This is a genomic window from Defluviimonas salinarum (genome assembly GCF_026013545.1).
Classification (GTDB): Bacteria; Pseudomonadota; Alphaproteobacteria; order Rhodobacterales; family Rhodobacteraceae; genus Albidovulum; species Albidovulum salinarum.
The window spans coordinates 1-26808 of sequence record NZ_JAPDOG010000022.1 but is presented as its reverse complement, the minus strand read 5'-3'; the positions used below and the strand labels follow the sequence as shown (position 1 = coordinate 26808).

The 26808-nt window shown below is 62.2% G+C and carries 20 protein-coding genes and 1 pseudogene; 15 read left to right on the top strand and 6 right to left on the bottom strand.

Annotated elements, in window-relative coordinates:
- Nucleotides 1-10 precede the first annotated feature (10 nt).
- The 3 genes from OM960_RS18995 to OM960_RS18985 all read right to left on the bottom strand — a co-directional run bounded on the left by OM960_RS18995 (nucleotide 11) and on the right by OM960_RS18985 (nucleotide 4485).
- Nucleotides 11-2008, bottom strand: coding sequence for an ABC transporter permease (locus tag OM960_RS18995; protein WP_264773066.1), 1998 nt, complete (start codon nucleotides 2006-2008; stop codon nucleotides 11-13).
- A gap of 12 nt (nucleotides 2009-2020) precedes the next feature.
- Nucleotides 2021-3034: a quaternary amine ABC transporter ATP-binding protein gene (locus tag OM960_RS18990; RefSeq protein ID WP_264773065.1), complete on the bottom strand. Its 1014-nt coding sequence runs from the start codon at nucleotides 3032-3034 to the stop codon at nucleotides 2021-2023.
- A 179-nt stretch (nucleotides 3035-3213) separates the two neighbouring features.
- Entirely contained in the window at nucleotides 3214-4485 is a 1272-nt protein-coding gene (locus OM960_RS18985) for a Zn-dependent hydrolase (protein ID WP_264773064.1), read from the bottom strand.
- Nucleotides 4486-4655: 170 nt separating this feature from the next.
- On the opposite strand from OM960_RS18985, the gene OM960_RS18980 reads away from it, so the two are divergent.
- The 4 genes from OM960_RS18980 to OM960_RS18965 all read left to right on the top strand — a co-directional run bounded on the left by OM960_RS18980 (nucleotide 4656) and on the right by OM960_RS18965 (nucleotide 9428).
- Nucleotides 4656-5573, top strand: coding sequence for a LysR family transcriptional regulator (locus OM960_RS18980; RefSeq protein WP_264773063.1), 918 nt, complete (start codon nucleotides 4656-4658; stop codon nucleotides 5571-5573).
- Between the two features lie 213 nt (nucleotides 5574-5786).
- Entirely contained in the window at nucleotides 5787-6794 is a 1008-nt protein-coding gene (gene eutB, locus OM960_RS18975; RefSeq protein WP_264773062.1) for a hydroxyectoine utilization dehydratase EutB, read from the top strand.
- The gene (locus OM960_RS18970) at nucleotides 6791-7780 is read left to right on the top strand and encodes a cyclodeaminase (protein ID WP_264773061.1); all 990 of its coding nucleotides are present in this window, start codon (nucleotides 6791-6793) and stop codon (nucleotides 7778-7780) included. The genes eutB and OM960_RS18970 overlap by 4 nt, the downstream gene beginning before the upstream one ends.
- Nucleotides 7770-9428, top strand: a complete 1659-nt coding sequence (locus OM960_RS18965) for an amidohydrolase (protein ID WP_264773060.1) — start codon at nucleotides 7770-7772, stop codon at nucleotides 9426-9428. Before OM960_RS18970 ends, OM960_RS18965 begins: the two co-directional genes overlap by 11 nt.
- A gap of 17 nt (nucleotides 9429-9445) precedes the next feature.
- On the opposite strand, the gene OM960_RS18960 is transcribed toward OM960_RS18965, so the two are convergent.
- Nucleotides 9446-9844 carry a cupin domain-containing protein gene (locus tag OM960_RS18960; protein ID WP_264773059.1) on the bottom strand — a complete coding sequence of 133 codons (399 nt, stop codon included), beginning with the start codon at nucleotides 9842-9844 and terminating at the stop codon, nucleotides 9446-9448.
- Between the two features lie 224 nt (nucleotides 9845-10068).
- Here OM960_RS18960 and OM960_RS18955 point away from each other — a divergent pair, with 224 nt between their 5' ends.
- The 6 genes from OM960_RS18955 (at nucleotide 10069) to OM960_RS18930 (ending at nucleotide 17789) form a co-directional block, all read left to right on the top strand.
- Nucleotides 10069-11016, top strand: a complete 948-nt coding sequence (locus tag OM960_RS18955; RefSeq protein ID WP_264773058.1) for an ABC transporter substrate-binding protein — start codon at nucleotides 10069-10071, stop codon at nucleotides 11014-11016.
- Between the two features lie 569 nt (nucleotides 11017-11585).
- Entirely contained in the window at nucleotides 11586-12743 is a 1158-nt protein-coding gene (locus OM960_RS18950) for a M24 family metallopeptidase (RefSeq protein WP_264773057.1), read from the top strand.
- A 111-nt stretch (nucleotides 12744-12854) separates the two neighbouring features.
- Nucleotides 12855-13337 carry an Lrp/AsnC family transcriptional regulator gene (locus OM960_RS18945; RefSeq protein ID WP_264773056.1) on the top strand — a complete coding sequence of 161 codons (483 nt, stop codon included), beginning with the start codon at nucleotides 12855-12857 and terminating at the stop codon, nucleotides 13335-13337.
- A 159-nt stretch (nucleotides 13338-13496) separates the two neighbouring features.
- On the top strand, nucleotides 13497-14939 hold the full coding sequence (locus OM960_RS18940) for an NAD-dependent succinate-semialdehyde dehydrogenase (RefSeq protein WP_432759530.1): 1443 nt from the start codon (nucleotides 13497-13499) through the stop codon (nucleotides 14937-14939).
- Between the two features lie 18 nt (nucleotides 14940-14957).
- A complete protein-coding gene (locus OM960_RS18935; RefSeq protein WP_264773054.1) occupies nucleotides 14958-16328 on the top strand; it encodes an aspartate aminotransferase family protein in 1371 nt (456 codons plus the stop codon).
- 87 nt (nucleotides 16329-16415) lie between these two features.
- On the top strand, nucleotides 16416-17789 hold the full coding sequence (locus tag OM960_RS18930) for an aspartate ammonia-lyase (protein ID WP_264773053.1): 1374 nt from the start codon (nucleotides 16416-16418) through the stop codon (nucleotides 17787-17789).
- A 159-nt stretch (nucleotides 17790-17948) separates the two neighbouring features.
- Here OM960_RS18930 and OM960_RS18925 read toward each other — a convergent pair whose 3' ends face one another.
- Nucleotides 17949-21218, bottom strand: a complete 3270-nt coding sequence (locus OM960_RS18925; protein ID WP_264773052.1) for an acetyl-CoA carboxylase family protein — start codon at nucleotides 21216-21218, stop codon at nucleotides 17949-17951.
- Nucleotides 21219-21465: 247 nt separating this feature from the next.
- On the opposite strand from OM960_RS18925, the gene OM960_RS18920 reads away from it, so the two are divergent.
- From OM960_RS18920 to OM960_RS18900, 5 genes are all read left to right on the top strand, one after another.
- Nucleotides 21466-22071, top strand: a complete 606-nt coding sequence (locus tag OM960_RS18920; protein WP_264773051.1) for a TetR/AcrR family transcriptional regulator — start codon at nucleotides 21466-21468, stop codon at nucleotides 22069-22071.
- Nucleotides 22072-22587: 516 nt separating this feature from the next.
- On the top strand, nucleotides 22588-23070 hold the full coding sequence (locus OM960_RS18915; RefSeq protein ID WP_264773050.1) for a MaoC family dehydratase: 483 nt from the start codon (nucleotides 22588-22590) through the stop codon (nucleotides 23068-23070).
- Nucleotides 23067-23999 (top strand): SDR family NAD(P)-dependent oxidoreductase, encoded by a 933-nt coding sequence (locus OM960_RS18910; protein WP_264773049.1) that lies wholly within the window; start codon nucleotides 23067-23069, stop codon nucleotides 23997-23999. Before OM960_RS18915 ends, OM960_RS18910 begins: the two co-directional genes overlap by 4 nt.
- Before the next feature lie 23 nt (nucleotides 24000-24022).
- Nucleotides 24023-25225 carry an acetyl-CoA C-acyltransferase gene (locus OM960_RS18905; protein ID WP_264773103.1) on the top strand — a complete coding sequence of 401 codons (1203 nt, stop codon included), beginning with the start codon at nucleotides 24023-24025 and terminating at the stop codon, nucleotides 25223-25225.
- 107 nt (nucleotides 25226-25332) lie between these two features.
- A protein-coding gene (locus tag OM960_RS18900) for an IS3 family transposase (RefSeq protein ID WP_264773048.1) occupies nucleotides 25333-26459 on the top strand; the annotation gives its coding sequence in 2 pieces (ribosomal slippage) (nucleotides 25333-25597 and nucleotides 25597-26459; 1128 coding nt in all).
- 257 nt (nucleotides 26460-26716) lie between these two features.
- Here OM960_RS18900 and OM960_RS18895 read toward each other — a convergent pair.
- Nucleotides 26717-26808: pseudogene (locus tag OM960_RS18895) on the bottom strand (IS5/IS1182 family transposase); the annotation flags it as partial.

Below are 26808 nucleotides of genomic sequence, written 5' to 3'. Positions count from 1 at the left end.
TCTGATCTCCTCATTTCGGGACCGGGAGGCCCAGTTGGTGGGCCAACTTCCGGTTGAGAGCCTTGATGTAACGGTCGAACACGATGGCCATGCCGGCGATACCGAGCCCGGCCATAAGCCCGTCACCCGGGTTCACCCGCGAGATCGCCACCAGGGTAACTTCCTCCAGGCCGCGTGTGCCGACGAGCGCAGTGATCACCAGCATGCCGAAGGCCATCATCACGACCTGGTTGAGCCCGAGAAGGATGGTTGGAAGGGCTAGCGGCACCTTGACTTGCCAGATCATCTGACGCCGGTTGCAGCCCGACATCATCGCGCCTTCAATCAGGTTCTCCCTGACTCCGCGAATGCCCGCCGCAGTGTAACGGATGCCCGGTGCGATCGCATAGAGAACGATCGCGACGAAGGCCGGAAAATCGCCGATCGAGAACAGCATCACGACCGGGATCAGGTAGACGAAGGTGGGCAGGGTTTGCAGAATGTCGACAAGAGCGGTCAGCGCGCGGTTTGCCCGGTCCGACAGGCCACCCCAAAGCCCGAGGGCAAACCCGATGATCATGGATGCGAACACCGACAGAACGACGATGTAGAGTGAGATCATTGCTTTCTTCCAATAGCCGAGCAGAGCGATGGCCGTGAAGATCGCAACCCCGAGGAGCGCTAGCCGCCAACCGCCCAGAGCCCAGCCGACAACGCCCACAACCAGGACGAAACCCGCCCACGGAACGCTGAGGAAGAAGATCTTGGTCGGTTTCAGGAACCAGACGATGGTCCCATCACGCAATCCGGTGATCTGGGCGTCGAAGGTCGAGCTGATCCAGCTGACCACGCCGTTGCCGAAGCGGCCGAGTTCGACCGTCCATGCATCGGGATAGGTGTGCAGGGCGGGCAGGACAGTCGACAGGGCGATCGTCGCGGCCATGGCCGCCAGGCAGGACACAAGCAGCTTGTTGCGTTGTAACCACCCGCGTGTCACCGTTTCGTGGACGTGGCGGCGCATCGCTACGGCATACGAGAGGCGGTCCAGCGTGATCGCCATGAAGGTGATCGCAAAACCCGAAGCAAGCGCATCGCCCATCCGCACCGACCGGAGCGCCTTGAGCACATCGCCGCCCAGCCCGCCAGCACCGATAAGGGATGCGACGATCACCACCGCGAGCGACAGCATGATGAGTTGGTTGAGCCCGAGCAGCAGTTGCTTGCGCGCCGCTGGTACCAGCACCCACCAGGTGCGCTGGAACCGCGTTGCCCCGGCGATCCGTCCGAACTCCTTCACTGAGTTGGGGACCGCGTTCAGCGCCTGCGTGGTGACGCGGGCCATCGGCGGCAACGCGAAGATGACGGTGGCCATGAGCGCGGCGATGGGGCCAAAGCCGAAAAAAAGAATCATCGGCACAAGATACGAAAACAACGGCAGTGTCTGCATGATGTCGTAGATCGGCTGCAACAGCGCGTCGACCCACGGCTTGCGATAGCCTAGCACCCCGAGAAGAACCCCAATAAACCCGCCGATGATCACCGCGATCGTTACCGACGATAGAGTCAGCATCGCCGATTCCCACAGCCCGAAGACAGCGAAGAAGAGAAATGTGGCGGCGCTCCAGAGTGCGAGCCGGGATGTGCCGACGTGATGGGCGACCAGCACGATACAGATCGTGATGCCGGTCCATGGCAGCGGAGGGATCACGAAAGGTTCGGCATCGACACGGTAGAAGGTAAAGCCCGTGCCCATGACACCGCCGAGAATCTCGAAAGGTTGAGAGACCAGCCAGCCCAGGAAGCGGGTGATCTTGGCGAATTGCAGGCCGAAGACATCGAAATCGCGCGACAGGTATTTCATCCAGTCGGTCAGCGGCGTTGCCCAGTCGACGGTCCAATCGGCGGGGAACACCACCAGACCGTTGCTGCGCGGCAGGAGATAGCAGAAAGCAGCCGCAACCGCGATTGCGGCCAGGATTGCCGTGACGCGGATCGCGGCCGAGGCCTTGCTTGAACCTTGATGCGACATGCCGGGCCCTCCTCAGAGCAGGTAGGGGCCGAGTTCACTGCGATGCAGCGATCCGATCACTTGGCCGGCAGCGTCGATGACCGGATGCCGCCCGTCACCGGCGATGACCTGTTCGGCAACGGACTGAAGGCTCGCGCTTGCCTGTAGCGGCTGATCGTTTGTGGGCGCGTCGGATCCGTTGGCGATGGAGCCCACCTTTAGAACCTTGTCTTTCGGAATGTGCTTGGTAAATTCGCGAATGTAGTCGTTGGCTGGATTCAGGATGAACTCCTCCGGCGTGCCCATCTGCACGATCTCACCATCCTTCATTACCGCCATCCGGTCGGCCAAGCGGATGGCTTCGTCGAAATCGTGGGTGATGAAGACGATGGTCTTGTGCAGCATCGCCTGCAACCGCAGGAATTCCGACTGCATCTCCTGACGAATGAGCGGATCGAGAGCAGAGAACGGTTCGTCCAGAAACCATACCTCGGGCTGGGTGGTCAGGCTGCGGGCGATACCGACGCGCTGTTGCTGGCCGCCAGACAGCTCGTCGGGATAGTAACTTTCGCGACCGCTAAGACCGACAAGTTCGATCATCTTGCGGGCAGTTGCCTCGCGCTCTGCGCGCGGCACGCCCTGCACCTTCAGGGGAAAGGCAATGTTTCCTAGGACCGTTAGATGCGGCAACAGGGCAAAGTCCTGGAACACCATCGAAATCTTCTTCCGGCGCAGCTTGACCAGCTCTTTTTCAGAGATGTTGTTGATATCGATGCCATCGATCAGCACATGGCCCGCCGTCAGTTCGTGCAGCCCGGTCATGCACCGCACGAGAGTGGATTTCCCCGATCCGGAAAGACCCATGATGATGAAGATCTCGCCCTTGGCGACGCTCAGGCTGGCGTCACGCACACCTGCGATCAGACCGTGTGCTGAGAACTCCTCGGTGCTGGCCTCGCCCCCCGGATTGGTGGCGAAGTCTTCCGCGCCGGGACCGAAAACCTTCCAGACACCTTTGCATTCGAGAAAAGCTTTTTGCGTTGTCATGGTCTTACCGTGGCTCCTGTTGGTCGTGACTCTGTCGTGTCGTCCGGGCCGTTTTTCTTCTTGTGTCCGGTTCAGTTTCAGGTGCGGATTACACCAAAGACAGAGCGGGATACTGTGGTTCAGTTTTGAGTTTCTCAAAGTAAGTGGTCGAACTGACACCGAACACGCGAAGTCCGGCGTCAAAACCCCTGACGTACGCGGCGCTCCTCTTCGCGCAGCAGCGCGCGGACCGTCGCAAGCAATACCCGCGCGCCTGCCTCGATTTGTTCCGCCGACGTGTATTCCGCCGGATTGTGGCTGATGCCACCTTGGCTGGGGACGAAGATCATACCCGTCGGACAGAACCCGGCCATGATCTGGGCATCATGGCCCGCGCCGGAATTCATCCGCACGAACTTGACGTTCGCTGCCTTGCAGGATGCTTCGATTGTTTGCACGATCAGGCCGTCCATCACGGCCGGTGCTTCGCGCGAAATCATCCGCGATTCCACGGCGACGCCATGGGCTTCGGCGATGCTCCTGGCGATCTCGTCGGTTTCCTCCGCAACTGATGAGATGAGCGCTTCGCTCCCGGCCCGGATCTCACACGACAGCACAACCTCGGCGGGAACAACATTCGTGGCGCCCGGTCCCACGTCGACCTTGCCGAAGGTGATACGGGTTTCGTCCGGAAAGGATTTTTCCACCTTGTCGAAACACGCGTTCACGGTTTCGGCGGCCGCGCGAAAGGCGTCGTGGCGCAGCCTGATCGGCGTGGTGCCCGCGTGATTGGCCTGCCCGCTAAACGTCAGCTCGCCGGTATGAATGCCGGTGATGCTTTCGACGACACCGATATCGACCGCGGCCGCCTCCAGCACGGGACCCTGCTCGATATGCAGTTCCAGATAGGCGGCGAAATCGCTCGCGGGGCGGCGGGCGGCCGCGAACTCCTCGGGGTCCAGCCCGAAATCGACCAGCGCGTCGCTCATTTTTCGTCCATCACGGCCAATGTTCTCATGGATCTCGCGTGCGGTTAGATCGCCCGCCATCGCGCGCGCGCCCGCCTCGCTGAGATAGGCGCCCTCCTCGTCGGAGAACGCGATCACCTCGAACGCGAGGGCCATCTTGTTCTGGTGTTGAGCGAGGGCGCGCGCCACGGAGAGTCCCGCAAGCACCCCGAGCGCGCCGTCATAGGCACCACCCCCGGGGACGGTGTCGATATGTGAGCCGCAAGCGATCACCTGGGCGTCTTCGGGCCCAATTCGCCCGATTATGTTCCCGGCCGGGTCCACCCTGGTCACAAGCCCGGCCGCCTGCATGCGGGCGATGAGCCAAGCTTGCGCCTGCTTATAAGCAGCCGAATAGGCCGGACGCGTGATCCCGCCAGAGTCCGTGGCGCCAATCTTCGCCAGTTCGCTCAGATCAGAGACAAGCAGATCCGGTTCCAAAGAAGAAAACCCGAGTTGCGACACGTCCGACCTCCTGCATTCGCCATCGCCTGCGCCGATCGCCCAGTGAGATCGGGAGGCATCGTGTCTGGTCCGAGTATCATCCCGCCCTCGCAACTAGGATTGCTCGTATCAGGCGTTCACTTTAGCGTTCACAAAAGAATCGTCAGCGGCGCTGCGGGGGTGGCCAAAGAATGAATCGCGTTTCCGACATCGATTTGCGTCTGCTGCGGGTATTCGTGGTTGTCGTGGAATCCGAGGGATTTGCGGCGGCCGAGTCCGTGCTGAACGTATCGACTTCGACCATCTCCTTGCATATCGGCAACCTCGAAAGCCGGCTTGGCATCCGCCTGTGCGAACGTGGGCGGCGCGGGTTCAGCCTGACGGAAAGGGGCAAGGTCGTCTTCGAAGAAACCAAGCGCCTGCTGAAAACCATAGACGATTTCTCTGGCATCGTAGCCAGCACTAAGAGCCTGCTGGCCGGGCGCCTGGTGGTCGGCATGGTCGATGCGTTAACTGCGCATGCCGACTTTCCGCTCGCCGAGGCAATTCGTGAATTCAACAAGGTCAAGAACGAGGTGGAATTCGACCTGATCGTCGGCACCCGCCAATCCCTGGAGCGCGATGTCCTGTCGGGCCAGATTCATGCCGCTCTTGGGCCATTCAAGAGGGACAGCGACGCGCTGAACGTCACGCCGCTCTTCTATGAGCCGCACGATCTTTACTGCGGCGAAGGGCACCCGCTATTCGGTGCGACGATCAACGATGTCAAGAACGTTGACTTTACCCAATACGCCACGATCCAGCGGCCCTATCATCGCGGTTTCAGTGTCGAGCATTTCGACGCGGTGCGTGAGGGCGGTGCCGTCAACAGTATGGAAGGTATGCTGACGATGCTCTTGTCCGGGGGTTATCTCGGCTTCCTGCCGCGTCATTTTGCGAAACCGTGGGAGCAGCAGGGCAAGCTGTACGCCGTTGACCGCGTCAGCATGACTTACGTGTCGGAACATGCGGTCATCACCAAGAAGGGCGCAAGGGAGTCGATCGCGCTCAACCCCTTCGTCGCAGCGCTGAAGAAGGTTGCCACGCTGCGGCGGCGTGAGGACGGCTGATCGGGCCGTTTCACTTTGATCTTTCCTCAAGTGTGTTCATGGGACTCATGATTTTCGCTTAAGCGATCTCATGTTGAGACCCGTTCATGCGGCGTCGGGGCAACGACAGCCAATCGTCGCCGTGGCTGGGGGTTCCGCGTTGCCGTCCGCACATCCTCTTTGCGCCTGGGGACGGTTCGGATTTCTGCCCGACTATTTGAGAAGTAGGAGATCATGGCTAACCTTCCCGACCTTCAAGACATCTACGCGGCGCGCAAGCGGATCGCAGGCGCGGTGGTCCGCACGCCGGCCATCGCCTCGGCGCTTGTGGGGGCGGGTGGCGTTCCGTTTCACCTCAAGCTGGAGACACTGCAACCCTCCGGCGCATTCAAGCTGCGCGGCGCGACCAATGCGATCCTGAACCTCGACATCTCCAAGGCTGAGAATGGCGTGGCCTGCTGCTCGACCGGCAACCATGGGCGCGCCGTTTCCTACGCCGCCGCCCGCCGCGGCATCCGCGCCGTCGTCTGCCTTTCCGAACTTGTGCCCGACGTGAAGGTCCGCGCCATCGAAGCCCTGGGTGCGGAAGTACGCCGTGTCGGTCAAAGCCAGGACGAAGCCGAAGAAGAGGTCCAAAGGCTGGTCGCCTCGGACGGTGTGACCAACATTCATCCGTTTGACAATTTCGACGTCCTTTGTGGCCAGGGCACGCTCGGCATCGAGCTGATCGAGGACATTCCGGAGCTTGAAACGATCCTGGTGCCGCTGTCGGGTGGCGGCCTTGCCGGCGGCATCGCCCTGGCCGCGAAGTCCCTGAATCCGAAGATCCGGGTCATTGGGCTGAGCATGGATCGCGGCGCGGCCATGGCCGAAAGCCTGAAAGCGGGGCGGCCTGTCGAGGTGACCGAGGTGCCGTCGCTCGCGGATTCTCTGGGTGGCGGAATTGGGCTGCGGAACCGCTTTTCCTTCGCCGCCTGCCAGCGCTACCTCGACGACGTCGTCTTGCTGAGCGAGCAGGAGATCTACGACGGCATGCGCGCTCTATTCCTCGAAGACCGGCTTGTCGCCGAAGGCGCGTCGGCTGTCGCACATGCCGCCATCCTCTCGGGCCGCCTGACCCTTAGCGGACCTACGGCCACGATCATCACCGGGCGCAATGTCGACATGAGGCAATTCTCTGCCGTGGCTGCGGGGCGCCCCGTGACGCTGGGCGATCTGACCGTGAAGGGGTCCTCCAAATGAATGATATCCTCATCCTGAATGAAACCGAGCTGCGCCGGGCCGCACCCTTGAACCTTGAAGCCATCGACACGGTCGAGAGCTGTTTCCGCGCTCTGGCCGGGCCGGGCGTGGTGATGCCGCCGATCCTGTCGATGGAGATGAAAGAGGCCAATGGCGAGGTCGATGTAAAAACGGCTTACCTGCCCGGCATGGACTCGTTCGCGATCAAGATCAGCCCCGGCTTCTTCGACAACCCCAAGATCGGCTTGCCCAGCCTGAGCGGCATGATGGTCGTGCTGTCGGCCCGGACGGGGCTGGTCGAAGCGCTGCTGCTCGACAACGGGTATCTTACAAATGTGCGTACCGCCGCCGCAGGCGCGGTTGCGGCGCGGCACCTGGCGCCGACGGTGGTGGAAACCGCCGGGGTCATTGGTGCGGGTGTACAGGCGCGCCTGCAAATGATCGCGGCCCATCTGGTCCGGCCTTTCCGCCACGCGCTGGTCTGGTCGCCGGACGACGCCCTGAACCAGGAAGCCGCCGCCGAGATTACGGCCGCCACGGGCGCTTTAGTCAGGGTGGCCGAAAGCGCGGAAGAGGTGGTGCGCCAATCCCACCTTGTCGTCACGACGACCCCGGCGCGCACCCCGGTGCTGATGGCGGATTGGTTGCATCCCGGCCTGCACATCACCTGCATGGGATCGGATCAGCACGGCAAAAACGAGATCGACCCCAAGGCCATCGCGGCCGCCGATCTCTATGTCTGCGACCGTGTGAGCCAATGCGTAGCGCTGGGGGAGTTGCGGTCTGCCCGTGCGGCCGGATTTCTGACGGATGTGACGCCGCCGGAGCTGGGCCAGATAGTCACCGGTGCGGTAGCTGGCCGGCCGTCATCCGAGGCGATCACCATCTGCGATCTGACCGGAACCGGTGCCCAAGACACCGCGATCGCCAATTTCGCCCGCCGCCGCGCGGTTGCCGTGGGCGCCGGAGCCGCGTTTGCGCGCTGATCTGATCATCACCAATGCTCGGGTCCTGACCATGGACCCGGCCTGCCCCCGGACGGAGGCACTCGCCATACATGGCAATCGCATCTTGGCGCTGGGAAGCGTTGCCGACATCGCAGCCCTACGCGGGACCAACACCCGGATACTCGATGCCCGGGGTGCCACGGCCACGCCGGGCCTTATAGAGTCCCACCTTCACCTGTTCATGGGCGCCGCCTCGCTCGAACGGCTAAACCTGTCAGGCGCTGAGAGCTTTGAAGCAGTTGCCGAACGGATCCGCGTCTTTGCCGCAACCCGGCCGCAGGACGCCCTGATCCATGTGGAGGGCGGATCCTACGCGATGTTCGGCGGGGCTGTGATCGACCGACACGCGCTGGATCACATCTTGCCGGACCGGTGCCTTGCGATCATGGATGCCGGGCTGCACACGGCTTGGGCCAATAGCTGTGCATTGAGCGCGGTGGGGCTCTTGCGTGGCGGCAAGGTGCCGTTCGGCAGCCAGGTCGTGATCGGGCAGGATGGCACGGCGACGGGCGAATTGCTTGAGGCCGGCGCCTTCGGCCCGGTTCTGGCCCTTGGCCCGACCGGAGGCCGCGATGCCCTGGGATACACGACCGGGCGCGAGCCCGATCCCGCGCCGGATGGGACCGCGCGCGCCCGTGACCGGGTGATGCTTCTGAACGGGATGACGCATTGCGCAACTTACGGGTTCACCTCGGTCCACAACATGGACGGCAATCTCTACACGCTTGAGCTGTGCCGCGAGATTGACGTTGCGGGCGATTTCCGCCTTCGCGTGCAAAGCCCGTTTCACATGACAAGCGACAAGGCGCTGGCCGATCTCGCAATTGCCGAAGAAATGCACCTTACCTACTGCGACGACCGCGTACGCTCCGGCCGGGTCAAGCTCTTCATGGACGGTGTGCTCGACAGCCACACCGCGTTCATGCTGAACGATTACGCCGACAAGCCGGGACATCGGGGGGCGGCAAATTTCGACTTCGAAACCTGGGCGAAGATCGCGATCGAGGCCGATGCCAGGGGGCTGCAGCTGGACCTGCACTGTATCGGCGACGCGGCCGTACGGCGTGCCCTGGACGGGATCGAGATAGCGATACGGGAGAACGGACCCAAACGCCGCCGGCATCGCATCGAACACGCCGAGCATGTGGATCCCGCCGATCTGCCGCGATTTGCAGAACTTGGCGTAATCGCCTGCTTCCAGCCCACGCATTACCCGGGCTACATCCTTCCCGCGGATTTCATCCTGCCGCGCGTTCAGGCAGACCGTTTGGGCAACGGCTGGGCTTGGAGCCGCCTGCGTACCGTCAGCCCGGCCATGCCGTTTTCCAGCGATTGGCCTGTGGCCCCCCTTGATCCTATGGTCACGTTCCACGCCGGTATGACCCGGCCGCGCCTGCGCGAGGATCACGCCGATGACAGACAAACGCTGATGCAGATGATCGCCGGTTATACCTGCGACGCTGCCTATGCGGAGGGGATGGAACATGTGAAGGGGCGGCTTCGACCGGGCTATCTGGCGGACGTGACCGTGTTTTCGCAAGACCTCGAAACGTTGCAACCGGAGGATCTTCTTGACGTTCGAGCGGTGCTGACCGTCTGCGATGGCAAGATCACCCACGAGGGGTGAATTGCCCCCCCTTTCCGTCAATCGGGCGTATACATCACGGTGAACTTGCGCATTCGCGCCGATTGGCGCCAGTAGCCGGTCCAGCCGTTCTCGATATAGGCCACATCGCCCCTGCGCAGTTCAGTTACGGTGCCGTCATCGGATTCAAGCCGGGCCTGCCCCTCAAGGATCACCATCACCTCGGCCACGGGATAGTTTTCGATGCGCTCTTCGTAGGCATCGGCCTGAAAGATCCCGACATCGAACTTTCCATCGACACTCGCAAATGACGCGCTGTGCTCGTTTGGCGATCCGCTCAGGACCATAGCCGGATCGATGTCATGTACGCGGGCAAGTCCGCCCTCTGGTCCAGTCGAACTCAGAACCATGCATTTGGGTGCCATTCTCTCATCCTTCTCGATGAAGCTAATCTCCACCACGGGCTAACAAACTGAGTTGTCGGTAGGAGACTGGACACCACAAGTAAGCTTTGGCCATGCTCGAAGCATTGGTCGCCCCTCAGAGCCGAACTCCGTCGGTTTAGTGTTTCTCAAAGTAACGTTGAGCCACTGTCCCTTCTTGAAAACCTGAAAGTCCGCATCCTGCCTCTGAAGGTCTGCCCGGCATCGGGCGACCGGCTTTCATCCACGGGGAGAGACGAATGAAAACCACTGCAACAGTTCTGGGCATCGCCGCAGCTTCCATCCTCTCGACAGCGAGCAGTGCCGTCGCGCAATCAGCCGAGCCGGTTCGGATCGCAGTCATTGACTCGACTGATGGCGATTTCCTGACTTACACGCTGGGCGGCGTGCTGAAAGAGGCCGGGATCAACGTAGAGTATGTCCGGGTGGATTATACCGCGCTCGTCCCCGCGCTGGAAACCGGTGACATCGATGTTGTCGCGGCCTTCTGGGATACTGCGGGATGGCACACCTTGATGGACTCGGTGGAAGCGGGAGCTGTCGTGAACTTCGGTACCTCCGGCGTTCGGATCAAGGAAGGCTGGTGGTACCCGGACTACATGACCGAAGTCTGCCCGGGCCTGCCTGATTGGACGGCGCTTCAGAACGAAGCCTGCGTCAAGGCGCTCTCAACGGTTGAAACCGAACCGCGCGGCCGGTACGTCGACGCACCCGCCGATTGGGAAACCGACGGCCAGCGTCGCATGGACGCGCTGCAACTGAACTTCGAGGCCATCAGCTCGGGTTCGCCGGTTACGATGGTGGCCACGGTCAAGGGCGCGGTCGACAACGAGGAACCGATCCTCGGCTGGGGTTTCGTGCCGCACTGGTATTTCGAACAGGTACCGGGCGGCTTCGTCGAATTCGGCGAACATGACGACGCCTGCTATGAAGACGCCGCTTGGGGTCCGAACCCGGATGCCACCTATGATTGCGGCTATTCCGCAGGCTGGCTCTGGAAGATCGGCAGCAAGTCCTTCAGCGATCGCGACCCGAAAGCGGCGCGTCTGGTCCATCTGTTCCAGATGCAAACGGCCGCGGTTTCAAACGCCACCGGCGAAGTTGACGTCGAGGGGCGCGATATTGAGGCGGTAGCGCAGGAGTGGATCGAGACCAACCGGAGCATGTGGTCAGCCTGGATGAACTAAGAATCTGAAAGTATTAACAATAAGCGGTCGAAGAAATTCGGCCGCTTTTCTTTTGCCGTGACCCAACGATCATAATTCTTTGAGGTTCTTCAAAGTGAGTTCGAGTTCTCGTGGGTTCAACAATAGTGAAACCTGCGCTTCAATCCCAAGGAACGGCCCGGCGAGCGATGTTCCGATCGGGCTCAGATCGCGGGAACCTCTACGGTGACATTCGGTATTTCATTTGGTGAGGGCCTCATAATGACCGCTTCGGTTTCAGCAATCGGCCCGATCTGTTTGGGCATCGCGTGCTGCCGCAACGCCAACATCAACGTTAGCACGATGACCCGCCCGAACTCGACTTATCACCTGGTTGCCGGCCGCTTGGCCTCCGACACGACGAAACATGCTGCCCGTTCATGAGGATGCTCCCTGACCGGTTCGCGCTTCGGCGCGGGCCGGTCTCTTTTCCTACCCGATCTGACAAGGCGCGAGGGATGGCGCCCGCCGACCGTGATCTGATCGACCCAACCCCCAGCTGCTCCGCCGGAGCGACTGCCCCTACCGACCAACCAAGAAGGACACTCAGAATGCCCGAACATGGCGATCTTGTATTTCCACAGGCGGAGTTCGACACCCGTGTCGCGAACCTGCGCAAGCTGATGGCGGCACGCGGCCTTGATGCCGTGATCATGTCGATGCCGCACGATCTGTTCTACCTTTCCGGCTACCAGACCCCTGGCTACTACTGGTTCCAGGTCATCGTGGTTCCGCTCGACAAAGAACCCTTCATGGTCACGCGCCTGCTGGAATCGAGCAACATCCCGGCGCGCACCTGGATCAAGCATTCGCGGCCCTATGCCGACTTCACCGACCCGACGCGCGTGCTGGCCGACGCCCTGATTGAATGGGGCCTCGACAAGGGCAGGATCGGGCTCGACATGAACGCCTATTTCTTCCGCAAGCACGAACAGGAAGGGCTGATCTCGAAACTGCCGAACGCCAAGTTCGCCAACTGCACCGGCATCGTCGAAGAGCTGCGTGTCGTGAAATCCGATCTCGAGATCGAAAAGATGGAACTGGCCGCCAAGACGACTGAGGCGGGCATGATGGCGGGCATCAAGGCCGCCGGTCCGGGCGTGTCGGAAAACGACATCGCCGCCGAGATCTATCACGCGATGCTCAAGGCCGGATCGGAATGGCCGGCGATGGCGCCCTTCGTCGCGACCGGCTGGCGTGGTGCGGTTGGTCACATGACCTGGGAACGGCGCGTGACCAATGCCCAAGACTATGTCTTCCTCGAGGTCGCGGGCTGCTACAACCGCTATCACGCGCCAATGATGCGAACCGTGACCATTGGCAAGACCCCGCAGGAGATCAAGGACGGCGAGAAGGTCTGCCTCGAGGCCATGCAGGCGACGATGGAAGCGATCAAGCCCGGCGTCCCCGCATGCGATATCGACAAGATCGCCCGCGACATCATCAAGAAGGGCGCGCCGCATGTCGAACAGGCCGCGCGGACGGCCTATTCCATCGGGATCGGCTTCCCGCCCGACTGGGGCGAAGGCCACATCCTGTCGATGGTGGACGCCCATGACCGGCCGCTGGAGAAGAACATGACCTTCCACCTGATCCCCTGGGTCCAAGTTCCGGGCTTCGGCGGCGTCGGCATCACCGAGTCGATCGTCGTGACCGAGAGCGGTTGCCGCTCGCTTTTTGACTTCCCGAAGGAAGTCTTCCAAGCCTGAGGCAACAGTTGATCGGCTGCCTAAGATCCTCCGGTGCACCAGCGCCGGAGGATGTTTCTTGAAATAGGCTGGCAGCCCATCCCTCGCCGTTGGCGCAACAAGGAGAGTGCGATGGCAAGACCATTGAAACTCGACGCCTTTGACTTCGCTATCCTGCGAGAGCTACAGCGGAACGGACGCATCACCAAGACGGCGCTCGCTGAGCGGGTCAACCTTTCGCCGAGCCCCTGCTGGGAACGCCTGAAGAAGCTTGAAAAGGCCGGATTGATCACCGGTTATCGCGCCATGATCGACATTCGTGCTATCGCACCCGTGACCGAAGTTCTCGTCGAGGTTACGCTTGCCGGACACAAGGCTGGGGATTTTCGCCGGTTCGAGCAGGCCGTGCAGGGGGTCGAGCAGATCCAGGCCTGCTGGGCGACCGGCGGCGGCATCGACTATATCCTTCGGGCGGTCGTGGCGGATGTGGATGCGTATCAGCGCCTGATGGACGTGCTTCTCGATAGCGATCTGGGGATCGAGCGGTACTTCGGCTACATCGTCACCAAGACCGTCAAGGACATCCCCGAGGAGCTTCCGGCAGCAGGCAGATAAAATCCGTGGATTCACCGTCGTAACTTACTGTTTCTTCTGATTTTCAACGCGAGAACAGAGACACCCACGGACCGCGCTGCACTATTCTTTCGGCCAACGAAAGTGCAACTTTTTCGAGGTCGCGTGATGAACCAAGAAACCTCCCCAACCGGAATTCCGGTGGCTGACGCCAGGCTCGTCCGGTCTTTTTCCTATATCGGCGGAAAATGGACCGCTGCAGCCGACGGCGCCGTTCTGGCCGTTAGCGATCCGGCCACCGGTGCGCTGCTGGGCGAGGTCTCGGCGCTTTCGGAAGAGGAAAGCACGGGCGCGGTCGATGCGGCGCAAGGCGCCTTCGCCGGCTGGGCCGGAATGCTGCCGCAGGACCGCGCCGCGATCCTGCGCCGCTGGTTCGATCTGGTGATCGCCGCGAAGGAAGACCTGGCCCGGATCATGGTGCTCGAACAGGGCAAGCCCGTTTCGGAAGCGCGCGGCGAGATCGACTATGCTGCCTCGTTCATTGAATACTATGCCGAAGAGGCAAAGCGTCCGAACATCGAGGGCGTGACCAGCCATCTTAACGATGCCGAGGTTGAACTCTGGCTGGAACCGGTGGGGGTCGTGGCGCTGATCACGCCCTGGAACTTTCCAGCCGCGATGCTGACCCGCAAGGCGGCAGCGGCGCTGGCCGCCGGCTGCACGATCGTCGCTCATCCATCGTCGGAAACGCCGTATTCGGCGCTGGCGCTGGCCGAACTGGCCGAGCGCGCGGGCTTTCCGCCGGGGGTGTTTAACGTGGTCACGGGCCGCGCCTCGACCGTCGTTCCACCCTGGACGAAAGATACCCGCGTGCGCGCCCTATCGTTCACCGGTTCGACCGAGGTCGGGCGGCTGCTTTACCGCCAGTCCGCCGATACCGTGAAGAAGCTGGTCATGGAACTGGGCGGACATGCGCCGGTCATCATATTTAAAGGCGTCGATCTCGACCATGCCGTGACCGAGAGCATCAAGGCCAAGTTCGCAACATCGGGGCAGGATTGCCTTGGCGCCAACCGCATCTTTGTCGAACGTCCGGTCTATGACGCCTTCTGCGCGAAATTCATCGCCGCAACGCGGGCGCTGACCGTCGGCAAGGGGATGGACGATCCCGATATCGGGCCGCTGATGAACGAAAAGGCCGTGGCCAAACAGGAAGAGCACGTCGCCGACGCGTTGGCAAAAGGCGCCCGGCTTGGCTGTGGCGGCAAGCGTCATGCACTGGGTCCGCTTTTCTACGAGCCGACCGTGCTGACCGACGTGCCCGCCGAGGCGCTGATCATGCGCGAGGAGACCTTTGGCCCGGTGGCGGCGATCACGCCGTTCGACGGCGAGGATGAGGTCGTCGCGCTGGCCAACGACACCGAGTACGGCCTGATCGCCTATCTGCACAGCCACGATCCGCGGCGCATCTACCGACTAAGCCGGGCGCTGCAATACGGTATGGTCGCGGTCAACCGGACCAAGGTCACGGGCGCGCCGATTCCCTTCGGCGGGACCAAGCAATCCGGTCTGGGGCGCGAAGGCGCGAGGTGCGGAATGCAGGAATTCATGGAGATCAAATACGTCTGCCGGGACTGGGCCTGAGAAGGGAAAGGAAACACGATGCTGCACAATGACCAACTTGAACAGTGGGACCGCGAGAACTTCTTTCACCCCTCGACCCACCTCGCGGAATTTGCCCGCGGCAACCTTCCCCAGCGTGTCGTCACCGGCGGTTCGGGCTGCCATATCCAGGACCGCAACGGAAACCGTCTGCTCGATGCCTTTGCCGGGCTCTACTGCGTGAACGTCGGCTATGGCCGCACCGAGATCGCCGAGGCCATTGCCGAACAGGCGCACCAGCTTGCCTACTACCATTCCTATGTCGGCCACGGCACCGAGGCGTCTATCACGCTTGCCAAGATGATTCTCGATCGCGCGCCCGATCACATGAGCAAGGTCTATTTCGGCCTGAGCGGATCGGACGCGAACGAAACCAACATCAAGTTGGTCTGGTATTTCAATAACGTGCTGGGTCAGCCCGCGAAGAAGAAGATCATTTCGCGCTGGCGCGGCTATCACGGCTCGGGTCTGATGACCGGGTCGCTGACGGGTCTCGACCTGTTCCACAAGAAGTTCGACCTGCCGCTGACGCAGGTCGTGCACACCGAGGCGCCCTATTACTTCCGCCGAAGGGACCTCGCGCAGTCCGAAACCGATTTCGTTGCCCATTGCGTGGCCGAACTCGAAGCGCTGATCGAGCGCGAGGGCGCGGACACGATCGCCGCCTTCATCGGCGAGCCGGCGCTTGGCACCGGCGGCCTTGTGCCGCCGCCGGCCGGCTACTGGCCGGCGATCCAGGCCGTGCTGCAAAAGCACGACATCCTGCTGATCGCCGACGAGGTCGTCACCGGCTTCGGCCGGCTCGGCACGATGTTCGGGTCCGAGCATTACGGCATCAAGCCCGACATCATCACCATCGCCAAGGGTCTGACCTCGGCCTATGCGCCGCTGTCGGGCTCGATCGTTTCGGACAAGGTCTGGACGGTGCTGGAACAGGGCACCGACCAGTTCGGCTCGATCGGCCACGGCTGGACCTATTCGGCCCACCCGATCGGCGCCGCCGCCGGCGTCGCCAATCTCAAGCTCATCGACGATCTCGACCTGATCGGCAATGCCCGCGATACCGGGGCGTATTTCAAGGACGCACTTGTCTCCGCCCTGGGCGATCATCCGAATGTCGGTGACATCCGGGGCGAGGGCCTGCTCTGCGCGGTCGAGTTCGTCGAGGACAGGGCTGACCGCACCTTCTTCGATCCGGCCAGGGCGGTGGGTGCGAAGGTGAATGCCGCGCTTCTGAACCGCCGGGTCATCAGCCGGGCCATGCCGCAGGGTGACATCCTTGGCTTCGCGCCGCCCTTCTGCCTTACCCGCGAAGAGGCGGATGAGGTCGTCGGCAAGCTGGCGGACGCCGTAAAGGAAGTTTTGTCCTGAACGCTACCTCGGAAGCTGCGACGACCGGAGCTCAGAATGCCCGCGCTAACATCGCGAACCCTGTCCTCATCAGATCGGAACTCCGAAATGACTCAGACCTATCGCACTGAACGGGATTCGCTCGGCGAGGTACAGGTTCCAGCCAGTGCCATGTATGGCGCACACACGGAACGGGCACGGGGGAACTTTCAGTTCACCGCGCTGAAGCTGTCGGACTTTCCCGAGCTTGTCGTGGCACTGGCGATGATCAAGAAGGCCGCGGCCCTTACCAACCGGGATCTGGGCGTGCTTTCCGCAGAGAAGTCCCAGGCGATCTGTGAAGCCTGCGAAGAGGTGATCGGCGGGCAGCATCATGACCAGTTCGTCGTGGATATGGTGCAGGGTGGCGCGGGCACCTCGACCAACATGAACGCCAACGAAGTGATCGCCAATGCGGCTCTGGCGCATCTGGGATTGCCCTTCGGGGACTATCGCGTTCTGCACCCGAATGACGACGTCAACCGGTCGCAGTCCACGAATGACGTGTATCCGTCGGCGTTGCGGCTGGCCATGTTGGCGGGAATTGGCCCACTGAAAGCCGCGATTTCCTCGCTCGTCGCGGCCTTCAACGAAAAGGCGGATGAGTTCCGTCCCATCATGAAGGTCGGACGCACCCAGCTTCAGGATGCGGTGCCGATCTCGTTGGGAGATGAATTCGCGGCCTTTGCCGTGACGTTTTCGGAGGACTGCCGGCGCATTGATGAGGTAGCGGCGCTTTTGCATGAAATCAATCTTGGCGGCACTGCGGTTGGCACCGGAACCAACACGCCGACGGGTTACGCCCCGCGTGTCATCGAAGAGTTGTCGCGGATATCTGGCCGCCCGCTTCGGCTTGCCGACAACCTGATCGAGGCCTCCTCGGAGCTTGGTGACATCGTCATGTTTTCCGGCATGCTGAAACGCATCGCGGTCAAGATATCGAAAGTGTGCAACGATCTGCGCCTTCTGAGCAGCGGACCGCGCGCTGGGATCGGCGAACTTGTCCTGCCCCCGATACAAGCCGGTTCGTCCATCATGCCGGGCAAGGTTAATCCCGTCATTCCGGAGGTGGTCAATCAGGTCGCGTTTCAGGTCATCGGCAATGATCTCACCGTCACGCTGGCGGCGGAAGCCGGTCAGCTGCAACTCAATGCGATGGAACCAATCGCCGCGCTCAATGTCCTGCAATCCATGCGGATGCTCAGTCGCGCGTTCGAGCACCTTGCGGAGAAATGTGTCCGCGGCATCAAGGCGGATGAGCAGCGCTGCGCCTCGCTGCTGGCGAACAGCCTGGTTAATGCCGTCGATCTCGTACATCAACTGGGCTATGAGCGAGCAGCGAGGGTTGCGAAACATGCAATGACCTTTCGCTGCACGCTCGTAGATAGCCTGTGCGAAGTAGAAGGCCTGTCATACGCCGAGGCGGCACAGCTTCTGCAGTGAGGTATGGACCGCACCACCCCGTGAGACGCTTCTCCCTCCTCTAAAACTCCGGCGACGATCCTGACTTCTCGTTGGATGCTGACCTCGACCGGCCAGCGCGGCGCATGATCGCGTGTCGAACAATGCGGTCATGCGCCGGCAGCGATCCAGGTCAACGTTTCAAAACGGCTTCTTCGCCGCCGACATGCGCAACCCCTTGACAAGCCACTTGCGGGTATCGAAGGGGTCGATCACGGCGTCGATCTCCTGGTAGGAGGCCACGTTGAGCGCGCCGCCTTCGGCATAGGCGCTGGCCACCAGCTTGTCGTAGAGTCGCTGCCGCGCCTCGGGGTCCTTCTCGGCCTCAAGCTCTTTCGCGAAGCCAAGGCGGACGCTTCCCTCAAGCCCCATCGCGCCGAATTCACCGGTGGGCCAGGCGGTTGCGAAGACCGGGTTGGCAAAGCTGCCGCCTGCCATCGCCTGCGCACCGATCCCGTATCCCTTGCGCAGCACGACGAGGAAAAGCGGGCTGCCCAGATGCGCACCGGCACCGATGAGGTCGCTGGCTGCGGCGACGCCGCCCTGGCGTTCGTTTTCGGGCCCCACCATGAAGCCGGGTGTGTCGCAGAGCGACAGGACCGGCATGCCGAAACGCGCGCAGAGCTTCAGGAACCGCGCGCCCTTGGCCGAGGCCGGAGCGTCAAGCGCGCCACCCAGATGATGGGGATTGTTCGCGATCAGACCAAGGGGCCGTCCCTCGACGCGCAGGAATCCGGTCACAAGACCCGGCGCGTGTTTCGCGCCCAGTTCCAGGAAACTTCCGGTGTCGGCCAGTGTTTCGATGACGGAGCGCACCGGGTAGGCGCGCATTCGGTTCTCAGGCACGATGTGGCGCAGATGCCGCTGATCTGCGGCGTCCCAGTCGGCAACCGCGCCCTGAAAATAGGACAGGACCTGCCGCGCGAGCCTGGCCGCATCTTCGTCATCCTCGGCCAGTATGTCGAGCAGGCCGGTTTGCGCGTGCATCGGTGCCGGGCCGATCTCCTTGGCCGAGTAGCTACCCAGACCGCCGGCCTCGATCATCGCCGGCCCGGCGAGACCGATCCAGCTGTTGCGCGTGGCGATGCGAATGTCTCCTGTGCCGAAAAGCGCCGCGTTCCCGGCGAAGCAGTAGCCCGAGTTGACCGTGATCCGCGGGCCCCAGCCCTTCAGCCTAGCAAATTCGCTGAAGGTCTTGATATCCAGCGCCGAGTGCATCGTATCGGCGAAATCCACATCGTTCGGCCGCCCACCGCCGCCTTCGGTGAAGAAGATGGTCGGCAGGCCCAGATCGTGGGCGACCTCGATCATCCGGTCGGTTTTCTTGTGGCCGAAAATGCCTTGGGTGCCCGCCATGACCGTCGAGTCATAGGCCAGGATTGCAACCTGATTGCGCTCTTCCGTGAACTGTTCAGCATTGACGGAGCCAACGCCGGTCACAATACCGTCGGCCGGCGACACTTCCAGCAAGGCCTCATGCCCGAGTTTGCGGCGCTGGCCGGCAATCACCAGCTGGCCATATTCGTGGAAATCCCCGCCTTCGCAAAGCGCAGCGACGTGTTCGCGGGTGGTCCGCTGCCCCCGATCGCGGCGGCGCGCAACTGCGCGCGGACGTTTCTCATCAAGCGTCAACTCGATCCGGTCGCGCAGTCGCCGCAAGTCGGGGCGCACCCGGTCAAGATCGACCGCCGTACTGGCTTCGGTCTCGGCGCCCGCATCTGCATTCGGCTCGACGGCGATGATGGGGTCCCCTCCGCCGACAACGGCGCCCGCCTCGGCATAGATATCGATCACGGTACCCGCGCAAGGTGCGGTCAAGACGTGCTGCATCTTCATCGCCTCGATGACGGCAAGTTCCTGATCCTTGCTGACCTCGTCACCGGCGGCGACGGACACGCCGTAAAGCACCGCCTGCATCGGGGCACGGACGACTTCGGCCCCGTCCGGCACGTCGATGTGAGCGGCCGCGGACGGGCTGCCCTGCTCTTCGAACCTGTCGAAATACCGGTTGCGCGAGCCGTGGTCGGCGCTTGAAGCGAGTTCGCGGATCTTCGCGTCGATGGCACGGACGTCCACGCGCCATTCCGACAGTTCCGGCAGGCGCAGCAGGCGGCGGAGAAACCGGGCATTGGTTTCGACACCTCCGACATGCAGTTCGGAAAGCGCGCGTTCCGTCCGCGCAAACAGACGCGTCAGATCGCCTGATTTCTCATGGACGATCACCTTGGCCAGGAGTGAATCGAAGTTCGGGTTGGTGCGATAGCCCGCGTAGCCGTAGGTATCGACGCGCACGCCCGGGCCTGACGGGGCCTCGAATGCGGTCAGCACGCCGCCTGTCGGGACGACGTCACCGTTCTCCTTGAACGTCTCGGTATTGACGCGCGTCTGGACGCAGAACCCCAATGGCGGCGCGGGGTTCGCGACTTCGAGGCCGATGTCGGCCAGCGTCTCGCCGCCGGCGATGCGCAGCTGGATCTCGACCAGATCGCGGCCAGTGATTTCCTCGGTAATCGTGTGTTCGACCTGAATGCGCGGGTTGGTTTCGATGAAATAGAAGCCGGCGCGCCCGGTCGTCCCGGCCTCGACGAGGAACTCGACCGTGCCAAGTCCACGATAGTCGCAGGCTTTGCCGATCGCGACCGCCGCGTCGAGAAGCCCCGCGCGGGTTTCGGGGTCGAGGTTCGGCGCGGGGGCAAGTTCGATGATCTTCTGGTTGCGGCGTTGGGCCGAGCAGTCGCGCTCCCACAGATGGGTGACGTTTTGACCATCGCCGATCATCTGCACTTCGATGTGCCGCACTGAGGGCAGGAACCGTTCGGCATAGACCGCATCTTCGCCGAAGGCGGCCAGTGCCTCGGCTTGGCACTGCCGGAAGGCACTTTCTATTTCGTCCGCCGCATGGACGACGCGCATCCCGCGCCCGCCACCGCCGTTAACCGCCTTGAGCATTAGGGGCTTGCCGCCTTGCGTTTCGAAGAACGCCCGCGCCTCCTCGGCCGAGGTCAACGGCTCGGATCCTTCAATCACCGGCACCCCTGCCCGCTTGGCCAGCGTCCGGGCCGAAACCTTGTCCCCCTGACTGGCCAGCATTCCTTCGTCGGGCCCGACAAAGGTGATGCCCCTCACCGCGCAGGCCCGTGCAAAATCCGCGCGTTCGCTCAACAGGCCATAGCCCGGATGCACCGCGTCGCACCCGGTCTCGGCCGCAATCGCCACGATCTCTTCGATGTCGAGATAGCCTGACACGCCCGGCTTGCTGAGCTTCCGAACCTCGTCGGCATGCTTGACGTGCAGCGACAGCGCATCATCCGGCGAGTGGATGGCCACGGTCTTGATGCCCATCGCCGCAGCAGTCCGGGCGATGCGAATGGCGATTTCACCACGGTTGGCGATCAGGATCTTTTTCAGCACCGGTTGCCTCCAAAATTCCCTGGCTATGCTCAGCCAGGTCCTCACGCAGCAAACGCGGCACCAGTTTGGCCAGCGGTTTCACCCTGACGGTCCGGCCCAGGTCATCCGCGCCTACGCCAGTGACGGACGCCGATTCTTGGTCTCGAGCCGCGCGCTCATGAAATGGGATACAAAACCTACCACGGGTCAGTCAATAGACCATTGGTAATATGCTTGACTTCAAGCAATTCGCAGGTGACAAAATCGCATGACCGAATTCCGTGGCTTCCCGACGAAAGATGAACTGCGCGAGATAAAGCGACGCGAGATCGTTCGCTGCGCATCCGAAAAATTCGGGCGGGAAGGGTTTGACAGCGTCTCCCTGAACTCCATCGCGTCCGAACTGGGCGTCACCAAAACCGCGCTCTACCACTATGTGAGCAGCAAGTCCGACCTTCTGATGCAGTGCTATCAGGCGGGCTTGGAGAGCATTTTGGAGGCCATTCGCAAGACTGCGGAAGGCCCGGGTTCGGCAGCCGAGAAACTGCACAAGACGATCGTCGAATACATCAAGATCGTGACCCGAAACGACATGCAATATCTTTGGAACTATGTTCCGCCAGTGGTCAAGGAAGCCGATGGAACCATCGTTCAGGAACGACGGGACGAGGTTGACACGATCATCCGCCAGCTGCTTGCCGACGGGGTGAAGGATGGCTCCATGCGGGCGGACCTCGACCCCAGGCTCGCCAGCCTCGTCATCCTGGGCGCCGCCAACTGGGTCGGCATCTGGTTCAGGCCCGGCGGCAAGATGAAACCCGCCGAGGTGGCCGAAAACATCGCCCGGGAGACTTTGCAAGGGTTTCTCGCCTGACCCGCATCGCGGGCGCGGTACATCTGCTTTGAATGCTGGTCGGAACATTCCGCGCCCAGCGTTTCCTGCGCCGTCTGTTGGGGCGCAGGCGCGAGCCCATCCGATCGACACGCCATCGGCTTGACGCCGTTCGATCGCGCGGGATTTCCCGCAGATGCCTGAATACAAACCGTTGATTCGCCGTGATGGACCGGGAATGCCGTGTAGTTCGGGCGCGACATCGACAGTCGTGAACGGTCGGAACGCAACGTCACTGCGGATCGCCTCGCCCCCCCCCGACACCGGGGCCGCGCGCGCAAGCTATTGAATAGCAACATTAAAACCTGGCCACGACGCCTCTTTCCGCCACTCGGGAAGCGGCGGGCGCCCTATGGGGTGGGGATCGGAGAAATTTAAGTTACCATTGGTCAGTTTTTTTACTGTAAGACCTTTTCTAGACTATTGGTTTTCTGCGGTGCCTGCGTTGGATCGGGCGGTGGGCAATCGCGAATATACCGTTCGACGAGGAGTTACGAGATGACACTTCCATCCGGAGAATTGCTGTCCCGGGCCGCGTTCGAGGCGCTGATGGGCAAGGAACTCGGTGTATCGGACTGGTACACGATCACGCAGGCTCAGATCGACCAGTTCGCGGACTGCACTAACGATCATCAGTTTGTCCATGTTGATCCCGTTGCCGCTGCGAAGACACCCTTCGGCACAACGATCGCCCACGGGTTCCTGACCCTCTCTATGCTGTCGTCGATGGTCTACGAAATTCCGTCGATCGAAGGCGTCGTGATGGGCGTGAACTGCGGGTTCGGCAAGGTGCGTTTCGTCTCGCCTGTCAAGGTGAACGCCCGCGTGCGCGGCCGTTTCGTCTTGACCGAGATGAAAGAGATACGCCCGGGGGAACTCCAGATCCTTCTCTCGGTGACGGTGGAAATCGAAGGTCAGGAAAAGCCGGCGCTGATCGCGGAATGGATCGGCCGCCGGTACATGTCGGAGGGAAAGGAATGAGCGAAGTCCGTTTTGATGGCCGCGTGGCCATCGTTACAGGTGCGGGCGCAGGTCTGGGCCGCAGCCATGCGCTGGGTCTTGCCGCGCGCGGCGCCAAAGTGGTCGTTAACGATCTGGGCGTGTCCAGAGACGGCACAGGCTCCGGTTCAGACGCTGCACGCTCCGTTGTCGCGGAAATCCGGGCCGCCGGCGGCGAAGCGATCGCCAATGGCGCCAACGTTGCGAATGCCGAACAGGTTCAGGCAATGGTCGACGCAGCGATTGCCGAGTTTGGCCATGTCGACATCCTGGTGAACAACGCGGGCATACTTCGCGACAAGACCTTCGCGAAGATGACGCTGGAAGATTTCCGGACGGTCGTGGAGGTCCATCTGATGGGCTCGGTCAACACCACCCACGCACTGTGGCAGCACATGGTTGCGCGTGGATATGGCCGGATCGTCTACACGACCTCCAGCAGCGGCATGTACGGCAATTTCGGCCAGTCGAACTATGGCGCCGCCAAGTCCGCCATGCTCGGCCTGATGAACGTGCTTTCTCAGGAAGGGGCCAAGTACGATATCCGCGTGAACATGCTGGCGCCGACCGCAGCGACACGGATGACCGAGGGGCTGCTGAATCAAGATCTGCTCGAACTGCTGCAGCCCGAGACGATCACGCCCGGGCTGCTGGCGCTCGTCAGCGAAGCGGCGCCGACCAAGATGATCATGGGTGGTGGTGCGGGCTGTTTCGCCGAAACCCGGATTTACGAGACGGAAGGCGTCGCCCTGCATGGCGCCGACCTAACGCCTGAAGGCGTTCTCGCCGCGATGGACAAGATCCGTGATCCGTCGAACCAGCAGGTGATGGACAATGCCTTTGTCCAGACCCGCAAATACGCCCGCATGGCGGCGGCGGCCGGTGGCCTGCCACTGCCGTGGAATGAATGACCTCCAGCCTCAGGACACCCAGAATGCGTGGTGCAGTCATCGTCTCCACCGCCCGCACCCCGATCGGCAAGGCCTTTCGCGGCGCGTTCAACAACACCTCGGCGCAGGAACTGATCGGCCATGCGGTGAAGCACGCCGTTTCGCGTGCCGGGCTGGAAGGCCATGAGATCAGCGATTGCGTGATCGGCACGGCCATCCAGCAGGGCTCGACCGGGGGCAATATCGGCCGTCAGGCCGTGATCCGCGCCGGTCTGCCGGTGTCCATCGCCGGCATGTCGTTGGATCGCCAATGTGCCTCGGGCATGATGGCGATCGCTACCGCGGCCAAGCAAATCATCCATGACGGCATGGAGATTTGCATCGGCGGCGGCGTGGAGTCGATTACGCTCGTCCAGAACGAGAAGATGCGCACGGACTGGCTGGCCGACCCCTGGACCCGGCAGCACAAGCCCGAACTTTACATGACGATGCTGGAGACGGCGGAGATCGTGGCGGCTCGCTACGGCGTTAGCCGCGAGGATCAGGATGCCTATGCGCTGCAATCGCAGCAGCGCACGGCAGCGGCGCAAGCGGCCGGAAAGTTCGACGAAGAGATCGTGCCGCTGACCACTTCCATGGCCGTCATGGACAGGAAAGCCAAGGAGATCTCCTACCAGGAGGTCACGCTCGCGAAGGACGAAGGCAACCGCCCCTCGACCACCCTGGAGAATCTGCAGGGCCTCAGCCCCGTGTTCAAGGATGGCCAGACCGTGAAGGAAGGCCGTTTCATCACCGCAGGGAACGCTTCGCAGCTTTCCGACGGTGCATCGGCGGCCGTGATCATGGAGGCGAAGGAGGCCGAGAAGCGCGGTCTGCAGCCGTTGGGCCGCTACGTCGGCGTCATGGCCGCGGGCTGCGAGCCCGACGAGATGGGCATCGGCCCAATCTATGCGGTGCCGAAACTTCTGGAGGCCCACGGGCTGACAATGGATGACATCGGCCTTTGGGAACTGAACGAGGCCTTCGCGAGCCAGGTCCTGCAATCGGCCCGCGTTCTGGGCATCCCGAACGAGCTTCTGAACGTGAACGGCGGCGCGATCTCGATCGGCCATCCTTACGGTATGTCGGGCGCCCGCATGGTGGGCCACGCCCTGATCGAAGGCAAACGCCGTGGCGCCCGGTACGTCGTCTGCACGATGTGCGTGGGCGGCGGCATGGGCGCAGCCGGCCTCTTCGAAGTCCTGTAGACCGGCTGTTCGCCGGCAGGCAAGGCGGACCCCAACGTTTTGGTTCCCTCGTGAGCCTCCCCAACTGAATTGGTCCACCGCTATGTTTAGGGAACGGAGGACCAGGAATGGCGAACAAGCGACACAAGCCGGAAGAGATTGTCACGAAGCTACGGCAGGTTGACGTGCTGGTGGGTCAGGGAATGGCGCGCGTGGATGCGATCCGCGAAGTGCGCGTAACCGAGCAGACCTACTACCGCTGGCGCAAGCAGTTTGGCGGGAAGGGAACCGACCAACTGAGGGAGCTGAAGCGGCTGCAGAAGGAGAACGAGCGGCTGAGGAAGGCCGTCTCGGACTTGACCTTGGACAAACTCATCCTCACCGAGGCCGCCCGGGGAAACTTCTGAGCCCTTCGCGTCGTCGCGCCTGCATCGATCATGTCCGCACGCGGCTGGCAGTATCGGAGCGTCGGGCTTGTCAGGCCCTTGGCCAGCATCGATCCACTCAGCGACATCGACCGAGGGGTCGTGCCGATGAGGAGCTTCTGGTGGCCGACATGATCGAACTGGCGCGCCAATACGGACGTTACGGATACCGTCGGGTCGCGGCCCTGCTGAGAGACGCGGGCTGGCAGGTCAGTGACGGTCGCATTGAACGGCTGTGGCGGCGCGAGGGGCTGAAGGTGCCATCAAAACAACCAAAGAAGGGGCGGCTCTGGCTGCATGACGGCTCGTGCATTCGGCTCAGACCAGAGTATCGCAACCACGTCTGGTCCTACGACTTCGTCCATTGCCGGACCGATGACGGCAAGGCATTCCGGACGCTGAACATCCTGGACGAGTTCAGCCGGGAATACCTGGCGATCCGGGTCCGTCGGAAGCTGAACTCGACCGACGTCATCGATGCACTCACTGACCTCTTCATCCTGCGTGGACCGCCCGCCTACATCAGATCGGACAACGGCCCGGAGTTCGTGGCGAAGGAGGTCCGCGACTGGATCGGAGCGGTCGGTGCGAAGACCGCCTACATCGAGCCGGGATCGCCTTGGGAGAACGGCTATTGCGAGAGCTTCAATGGCCGATTCCGAGATGAACTGCTCGACGGCGAAATCTTCTACTCGCTGCGCGAGGCTCAGATCATCATCGAAAGCTGGCGACGGCACTACAACACCAAGCGGCCACACAGCGCTCTCGGCTATCGATCACCGGCACCCGAGACCATCATCCCAGTGGCGCAGAGGCCGCTCATGCACTAACAATCAAACTGGACCAGTCAGGTAAGGCTGCTCACTGGGCTGGATCCGGGATGGGTTGATCACGGGCCGGATGCTACGGGAGTTGGAGGTGACACCGGCGATGCCGAGGGTGCGGCCGTGGAAAAGACCGTGAGGTCGGTTTGTTAGATGATCGCCGCCATTTGCTGCTTCGCCAACAAGCGACGGCAGTGCGGGACAAAGTCCCAATTCGTCGCGCCTGGGCAAACGGTGGGTTTAGGCTCCAGACTCATTGATCGTCAAAGCCAGAACAGGACGGTTGCGGCGAGTGCGACGGCGGAAAGGAAGGTCTTGGCGCATCTGTCGTAACGGGTTGCGACCCTGCGCCAGT

Bases quoted from the DNA above. Each gene is read 5' to 3' on its own strand.
- OM960_RS18905 (WP_264773103.1), top strand. From the start codon at position 24,023: ATGCGTGGTGCAGTCATCGTCTCCACCGCCCGCACCCCGATCGGCAAG.
- OM960_RS18970 (WP_264773061.1), top strand. From the start codon at position 6,791: ATGAATGATATCCTCATCCTGAATGAAACCGAGCTGCGCCGGGCCGCA.
- eutB (WP_264773062.1), top strand. From the start codon at position 5,787: ATGGCTAACCTTCCCGACCTTCAAGACATCTACGCGGCGCGCAAGCGG.
- OM960_RS18935 (WP_264773054.1), top strand. From the start codon at position 14,958: ATGCTGCACAATGACCAACTTGAACAGTGGGACCGCGAGAACTTCTTT.
- OM960_RS18945 (WP_264773056.1), top strand. From the start codon at position 12,855: ATGGCAAGACCATTGAAACTCGACGCCTTTGACTTCGCTATCCTGCGA.
- OM960_RS18980 (WP_264773063.1), top strand. From the start codon at position 4,656: ATGAATCGCGTTTCCGACATCGATTTGCGTCTGCTGCGGGTATTCGTG.
- OM960_RS18955 (WP_264773058.1), top strand. From the start codon at position 10,069: ATGAAAACCACTGCAACAGTTCTGGGCATCGCCGCAGCTTCCATCCTC.
- OM960_RS18995 (WP_264773066.1), bottom strand. From the start codon at position 2,008: ATGTCGCATCAAGGTTCAAGCAAGGCCTCGGCCGCGATCCGCGTCACG.
- OM960_RS18950 (WP_264773057.1), top strand. From the start codon at position 11,586: ATGCCCGAACATGGCGATCTTGTATTTCCACAGGCGGAGTTCGACACC.
- OM960_RS18930 (WP_264773053.1), top strand. From the start codon at position 16,416: ATGACTCAGACCTATCGCACTGAACGGGATTCGCTCGGCGAGGTACAG.
- OM960_RS18910 (WP_264773049.1), top strand. From the start codon at position 23,067: ATGAGCGAAGTCCGTTTTGATGGCCGCGTGGCCATCGTTACAGGTGCG.
- OM960_RS18915 (WP_264773050.1), top strand. From the start codon at position 22,588: ATGACACTTCCATCCGGAGAATTGCTGTCCCGGGCCGCGTTCGAGGCG.
- OM960_RS18990 (WP_264773065.1), bottom strand. From the start codon at position 3,034: ATGACAACGCAAAAAGCTTTTCTCGAATGCAAAGGTGTCTGGAAGGTT.
- OM960_RS18920 (WP_264773051.1), top strand. From the start codon at position 21,466: ATGACCGAATTCCGTGGCTTCCCGACGAAAGATGAACTGCGCGAGATA.